This window comes from Pseudomonas sp. NFACC46-3 (genome assembly GCF_900114515.1).
Lineage (GTDB): Bacteria > Pseudomonadota > Gammaproteobacteria > Pseudomonadales > Pseudomonadaceae > Aquipseudomonas > Aquipseudomonas fluorescens_Q.
Genome location: NZ_FOTH01000036.1, coordinates 32,157 through 38,522 on the forward strand (window position 1 = coordinate 32,157; position 6,366 = coordinate 38,522).

6 protein-coding genes are annotated in these 6,366 nt (G+C 63.3%); 3 read left to right on the forward strand and 3 right to left on the reverse strand.

Annotated elements, in window-relative coordinates; translation table 11 throughout:
• Positions 1 to 25: 25 nt before the first annotated feature.
• On the forward strand, positions 26 to 631 hold the full coding sequence (locus BM300_RS25675; protein ID WP_092146027.1) for a glutathione S-transferase: 606 nt from the start codon (positions 26 to 28) through the stop codon (positions 629 to 631).
• Positions 632 to 912: 281 nt separating this feature from the next.
• Here the strand turns inward: BM300_RS25675 and hcnC are convergent, their stop codons facing one another.
• Genes hcnC through hcnA form a run of 3 tightly spaced genes read right to left on the reverse strand, consistent with a single transcriptional unit; the run spans position 913 to position 3,900 of the window.
• A complete protein-coding gene (hcnC, locus tag BM300_RS25680) occupies positions 913 to 2,175 on the reverse strand; it encodes a cyanide-forming glycine dehydrogenase subunit HcnC (protein ID WP_092146029.1) in 1,263 nt (420 codons plus the stop codon).
• A complete protein-coding gene (hcnB, locus tag BM300_RS25685; RefSeq protein WP_092464335.1) occupies positions 2,168 to 3,577 on the reverse strand; it encodes a cyanide-forming glycine dehydrogenase subunit HcnB in 1,410 nt (469 codons plus the stop codon). Before hcnB ends, hcnC begins: the two co-directional genes overlap by 8 nt.
• Complete coding sequence (gene hcnA / locus BM300_RS25690; protein ID WP_092464337.1) at positions 3,574 to 3,900, reverse strand: cyanide-forming glycine dehydrogenase subunit HcnA; 327 nt, start codon at positions 3,898 to 3,900, stop codon at positions 3,574 to 3,576. The genes hcnB and hcnA overlap by 4 nt, the downstream gene beginning before the upstream one ends.
• 267 nt (positions 3,901 to 4,167) lie before the next feature.
• Between hcnA and BM300_RS25695 the strand changes: the two genes are divergently transcribed.
• Together BM300_RS25695 and BM300_RS25700 are read left to right on the forward strand one after the other, a co-directional pair.
• Positions 4,168 to 4,851: a response regulator transcription factor gene (locus BM300_RS25695; RefSeq protein ID WP_047230191.1), complete on the forward strand. Its 684-nt coding sequence runs from the start codon at positions 4,168 to 4,170 to the stop codon at positions 4,849 to 4,851.
• Positions 4,829 to 6,214, forward strand: coding sequence for a sensor histidine kinase (locus BM300_RS25700; RefSeq protein WP_092349276.1), 1,386 nt, complete (start codon positions 4,829 to 4,831; stop codon positions 6,212 to 6,214). The genes BM300_RS25695 and BM300_RS25700 overlap by 23 nt, the downstream gene beginning before the upstream one ends.
• Positions 6,215 to 6,366: the final 152 nt, after the last annotated feature.

Below are 6,366 nucleotides of genomic sequence, written 5' to 3' on the forward strand. Positions count from 1 at the left end.
GCAAGGAATTACTCAAGGAGAAGTCATGAAACTGATCGGCATGCTGGATTCGCCCTATGTAAGACGCGTCGCCATTTCCGCCAAGTGCCTGGGGGTTGCCCTGGAGCACGATTCCGTTTCGGTGTTCAGGCATTTCGAACAGTTCCAGCGCATCAACCCGGTGGTCAAGGCCCCGACCCTGGTGCTGGACGATGGCTCGGTGCTAATGGACTCCACGTTGATCATCGATTACCTGGAGGCCTTGGCTGCTCCGGGGAAAAGCTTGATGCCGGCCGACCTTGGGCAGCGGCTGCGATCACTGCGCCTGATTGGATTGGCCTTGGCGGCCTGTGAGAAGTCGGTGCAGATCTACTACGAACGCAACCTGCGGGAGATCCAGCACGCGCCTTGGGTTGAACGCGTAGAAGGCCAACTGGCGGCGGCTTATGGAATGCTGGAGCAGGAACTGGAAAAACAGCCGTTGAGCACTGATGGCAAACTCGATCAGGCCGGCATCACTGTCGCGGTGGCCTGGAGCTTCACCAACCTGGTGGTGCCGGACCAGGTGCAGGGCAAGGCTTTTCCGTTGATCAGCGCGTTCACCGCCTATGCCGAAGGGTTGGAGGCGTTTGTCAGTACGCCGATGGAATAACGGATGGGTGTGGTTTCTGTGGGATTCGGCGGTGTACTTCGATGGTGTATCCAGCCAATCCCTTGTGGCGAGGGAGCTTGCTCCCGCTGGGCTGCGCAGCAGCCCCAACCATTTGCCTGACACACCGAATCGCCAGGTCTCAGGGCCGCTTCGCGCCCCAGCGGGAGCAAGCTCCCTCGCCACTGGGGACGGTGGCGATGGGCAGATTCGTGCATGTTCCCACAGTTATTTTCGGGTAACTGTGGGAGAGGTGTTCACCTCAGCTCCTTCATGGCTCCCCTTCAGGCCAGCTCCACGTCCTTCGGCTCGACGACACTCGGTGCCACTTCGAAGCGATCCGCCAGGAACGGCGTGAGGTCCAGCGGCAGCGGTTCGTTGTTCACCAGCTTGTCCAGCAGCACCCCGGTGATGGCCGAGGTCAGGATGCCGGTGCGGAAATGACCGCAGGCGTTGAGGTACCCCTCTACCCCGCGCATCGGCCCCAGGATCGGCAGTTCATCAGGTGACCCCGGGCGCAGGCCGGCCCAGGTTCGTTTCAGGTTGATGTCGACCAATTGCGGGATACACCGCACCGCGCCTTGCACCAACCCTTCGATCTCCGGATAGGTCGTGGTCACGTCGAAGCCTTTGTCTTCGGTGGTGCTGCCAATGAGGATCTCACCGTTGTCTTTCTGCGCCACGTAGCAGTCGCTGGTGGTCAGGCAGCCGTTGAGGATTTTCGGCATGCGCTCGGTCAACAGGATCTGCCCCTTGACCGGTTTGACCGGAATCCGCACGCCAGTGGCCTGCTCACTCAGGTCCGCCGCCCAGGCACCGGCCGCGTTGATCAGGGTCCGGCAGTTGAATGTCCCCGCCTCGGCGGTTTTCACGCCTGTCACCCGCGTGCCGCTGCGCAGCACCTCGGTCACGCTGGTGTTGAAGAACAGGTCGACACCGTTCTGCCGGGCGCCTTCAGTGTAGGCATCGGCCAGGCGGAACGGACTGACCTGGTGATCGCAGAGAAACTCCAGCGCTCCCAAGGCTTCATGGCTGACATTCGGCTCCGCCTCACGCAGCGCAGCCTGGTCAAGCCAGCGCACCTGGTCCGCCAAGTGGGGAATGCAGGCAACGATGTGCTCGGCGTACAAACGGTCTTCGTCGTCGTAGATCACGAACTTGAGCCCGGTCTGCTCGAACTTGAAATCCATGCCATGGTTGTCGATCAACTCGCGGTGCAACTGCGGATACATCGCGTTGGACTGCAAGGCGAAATCAAAGAACGACTGGGGCAGGATGTGCGGCGTGCTAGCGTCCACCGCCACCGCGGCGCCCTGGGTCTGGCGCTTGCGGTTGGCCGACATCATGCGAAAGAAGATCACCCCGCAGCCCAGGCCCACCGACTCACCAATGGCCCACAGTCCGCCCGCCGAAGCGCGGGTCGCGTTGCCGGGGCGCTTGGCGTCGATCAGCGCGACTTTCAGGTGTTTGCGCTTGGACAGTTGATAGGCACAGGAGGCGCCGATCACACCGCCACCGGCGATGACCACGTCATAGTGCTTAATCATGGGAAACGGCCTCCGTGCCAAGGTTCTGGAACGCTGAAAAGGGAATCGGATCGATGGGGAAACGTGGTCGCAGCCAGCCCACATCGGCACGCCCGGTGGCTTCGCGCAAGCGGTCGCTGCAATAGCCGACACACATCCGCCCCTGGCAATCGCCCATGCTCACGCGGGTGCGCATCTTCAGGCTGGCCATGTCTTGCACACCCTGCTCCAGGGCCTGGTCTATGTCGGCGCGGGTGGTGTGCTCGCAGCGACAGATCACCGTATCGGCGGCCGGCAACGCGGTTTGCCCGGCGCCGCGCTGGGTGTAGCGATCCACGGCGGCGCGAAAGCGAATGATCCGCTCCAGTTGCGCCTGGTAGCGTTCGCGGCGCGCCAGGGCCGTGGACGGATCCAGCACATTGCGTTGCATCAGGATCGACAGCGCCGCGATGCGTCCACTCAGCATGGCCGCTTCACCGCCGCGAATCCCGCCCATGTCGCCGGCCAGGTGAATGTGCGCTTCGCTGCTCTGTTGCCAGGCATCGGACACGGCCCGCAAATAGCCGTCGTCGCTGAAACCGTGCTCCAGGCCCATCTGCTGGCTCAATTGAGTCCGCGGGATAAACCCGTAGCCGACCGCCAGCGTCTGGGCCGGGACCTGTTCAGCGCGTTTGAGGTCGGGCTCCCAGCTCGTGGAATAAGGCGCGACGGTAACGACGCTCAACTCTCCCTCGCCGTCAGCCTGCACCACGCCCCAGCCATAGCGCACGGGAATGCGATTGAGCTTGAGGTAGGCCAGCATGCTCAGGCCGTCGAGGAACAGTTGCGGCTTGTTCAGCAACGCCAGGCTTTCCTTGGCGATCCGGCCGAACGCACTGGCCTCATACACACCCGCCACCGCCACGCCCGATGCGTGCAGCTGGCAAGCCACCAGTGGCAACAACGGACCGGTGCCTGCGATCACCACCGGGCTCGGCGGCTTGACCACACCGCTCTTGATCTGCAATTGCAGGCCCCCGAGCATCATCACGCCCGGCAGGGTCCAGCCCGGAAACGGCACGCTGCGTTCGTGACAACCGGCCGCCAGCACCAGATGGGAATAGGCGACCTCGCCCAGGCGCTCGTCGGCATCCAGCAGCACCAGCGCCCGGAAGCCTTCGGCACCCATGACACGGCTGCTCAATCGCACGTCGATCAGGCCGGCGTGTTGCTGGAATTCACCGTGGAGTTTCTCCAGGGCTTCGCTGTAGCGCGGGCCGAGGTAATCCAGGCGCACGCCATCGCGCAACGGTCCGCGATACACCACGCCCCCCAGGCGCGGCGCTTCTTCGAGCAAGGTGCAGCGCACGCCGTGGGAGGCCAGTTCGATGGCCGCGGCCATCCCCGCCGGCCCACCGCCGACAATCACCGGATCGAGGTTCATGGCGCCTCCGTTTCGGTGATGCGGTTGACCCGGGTTTCGATCTGCATGCCGGGGCGTACCAGGGTCTGGCAGGCGCGGCGCTTGTGGCGGCCATCGATCTTGACCAGGCAGCATTGGCATACACCCATGCCGCAATAGGCACCGCTGATCTGGTCGTGGTCGTTGCGGGCCACCTGCCGTTGACCCAGGGACTGGATGACGGTGAGGACGGTTTCACCGTGGGCGGCGCTGACGGCCTGCCCGTCCAGGCGCACCGTCATGTCGGCCTGGGTCAGCGGCTGGATATCAAATTTTCGGCGTAGAAGGTCTTGAGGTTGAATCATATTGCTCTTCCTTGAAAGTTCTGTGGGGCGGGCTCCTTGCGGCACACCACGAGTATCAGTACCTGGCAGCGACAGCTGCACTACCATAGGGCAACAGATACAACATGATGGATCGCGCCGATTTATGTTAGGAGTTATTTGTGACCAGTTGTTGATCCACGCCAGTGAATCCGCTTTTCGGCTCATGAACTTTTTTTCAGAAAGCCGACAGGTATTCTTTGGCAGAATGCTGCGCAATAGCACCAAATTCCCTACACGGTACCGCCCATGAACCGCATCCTGACCATCGAAGACGACGCCGTGACCGCCCGTGAAATCGTCGCCGAGCTGACCCGCAACGGCCTGGACGTCGATTGGGTCGACAACGGCCGCGAAGGCCTGGAACGGGCGGTGAGCGGCGACTACGACCTGATCACCCTCGACCGCATGCTGCCCGAGCTCGACGGCCTGGTGATCGTCACCACGCTGCGCACCATGGGCGTGGCCACGCCGATCCTGATGATCAGCGCCCTCTCCGACGTGGACGAGCGGGTCCGCGGCTTGCGGGCCGGCGGCGACGACTACCTCACCAAGCCATTCGCCACCGACGAAATGGCCGCCCGGGTCGAAGTGCTGCTGCGGCGCAACAATGGCGCCCGCGAACCGGAAACCGCGCTACGGGTGGCCGATCTGGAACTGAACCTGATCAGCCGAGAAGCCAGCCGCAACGGGCAACTGCTCAGCCTGCTGCCCACCGAATACAAGCTGCTGGAATTCCTGATGCGCAACAGCGGGCAGATCCTCTCGCGCATGATGATTTTCGAGGAAGTCTGGGGCTATCACTTCGACCCTGGCACCAACCTGATCGACGTGCACATTGGCCGCCTGCGCAAGAAAATCGATCCGCCGGGCCTGGAACCGCTGATTCGCACGGTACGGGGTTCCGGCTATGTCATTGCTGAACCCCGCTAAAGGCTGGCGCTCCTCCAGCAGCCGTCTGCTGGCGCTGTACAGTTCGCTGTTCGTGATCTGGAGCGCGATCCTGATGGGGGTCATGTATTACGAAGTGTTTGGCTACCTCGACAGCCTGGCCAAGCACTCCCTGATGCAGCGCCAGCACCTGTTCGCCCGGATCCATGGCGATCAACTGGAAGATGCGCTCATGGCCAGCCTGACGCTGGACGAGCGCGGTGTCGACGCCTACGGGCTGTTCGATCCGCAACTGCGCCATTTGAGCGGGCCGATCCTGCGCGTGCCCGCCGACCTGCCCCTTGACGGCAAGATCCACATGCTCGGCGGCTGCGTCGATTCCGATGACCCCGGCGTGCCTTCCGACAGCTGCGACGCGGTGGCGACCCGGACCCAGGACGGTCGCTGGCTGGTCCTGGCCCGGGACAACGGCTCGCTGTTCGCGGTGACACGGATCATCCTGCACGCGCTGTTCTGGGGCGTATCGCTGACCGTCCTGCCGGGCATTGCTGGCTGGCACCTGCTGCGCCGCCGACCGCTACGACGGATTCGCCAGTTGCAGGCCAGCGCCGAAGCCATCGTTGCCGGCGACCTGACCCATCGCCTGCCGCTGTCGAGCCGGCGCGACGAGCTGGACATGCTGGCGGCAATCGTCAATGCCATGCTCGAGCGTATCGAGCGCTTGATGAATGAGGTCAAGGGCGTGTGCGACAACATCGCCCATGACCTGCGCACCCCCTTGACGCGTCTGCGTGCGCAACTTTATCGCATCCAGCAACAGGCGCCGGACGGCTCGCCCGAGGCCTTGCAAATGGATCAGGTGATCGCCGAGACCGACACCCTGATGGCACGGTTTCGGGGGTTGTTGCGGATTTCCGAGCTGGAAGACCAGCAGCGGCGCTCGGGTTTCGTGCGCCTCGACCCGTTGCAGTTATTGCAGGAGCTGCATGACTTTTACCTGCCGCTGGCCGAGGAAGGCGAGCTGACCTTCATCCTCGAGGTGCCTGATGCGCTGCCCCTGCTCAACGGCGACCGGGCATTATTGTTCGAGGCCGTCTCGAACCTGCTGAGCAACTCCATCAAATTCACTCCGCCGGGCGGCACAGTGATCCTGCGTGGGGTCGATCAGGGCGACAGCACCCGCATCGAAGTGCTCGATTCGGGCCCGGGCATCCCCGAGGCGGAGCGCAAGGCCGTGTTTCGCCGTTTCTACCGTGCCGAGGGCAGCAGCCAGCACGGCGGATTCGGCCTGGGCCTGTCGATCGTCGCGGCGATCGTCAATCTGCATGGGTTCACGCTGGAGGTGGGTAGCAGCGAACATGGCGGCGCGCGGTTGGTGCTCGATTGCCGGGGGACACTATTGTAGGGAAACCGCACCTGTGTTGCTGCAGGGAACACTGCACCTGTGGCTCTTGAGCTTTTATGGCGAGGGAGCTTGCTCCCGCTGGGTTGCGCAGCAGCCCCTCTCAAGCTCACTCAATCAACCTGATCCACCGCGTCGCCGGGTTCTAGGGCCGC

Coding starts and splice junctions, on each gene's coding strand:
- BM300_RS25675 (WP_092146027.1), top strand. CDS start 26: ATGAAACTGATCGGCATGCTGGATTCGCCCTATGTAAGACGCGTCGCC.
- hcnC (WP_092146029.1), bottom strand. CDS start 2,175: ATGATTAAGCACTATGACGTGGTCATCGCCGGTGGCGGTGTGATCGGC.
- BM300_RS25695 (WP_047230191.1), top strand. CDS start 4,168: ATGAACCGCATCCTGACCATCGAAGACGACGCCGTGACCGCCCGTGAA.
- hcnB (WP_092464335.1), bottom strand. CDS start 3,577: ATGAACCTCGATCCGGTGATTGTCGGCGGTGGGCCGGCGGGGATGGCC.
- hcnA (WP_092464337.1), bottom strand. CDS start 3,900: ATGATTCAACCTCAAGACCTTCTACGCCGAAAATTTGATATCCAGCCG.
- BM300_RS25700 (WP_092349276.1), top strand. CDS start 4,829: ATGTCATTGCTGAACCCCGCTAAAGGCTGGCGCTCCTCCAGCAGCCGT.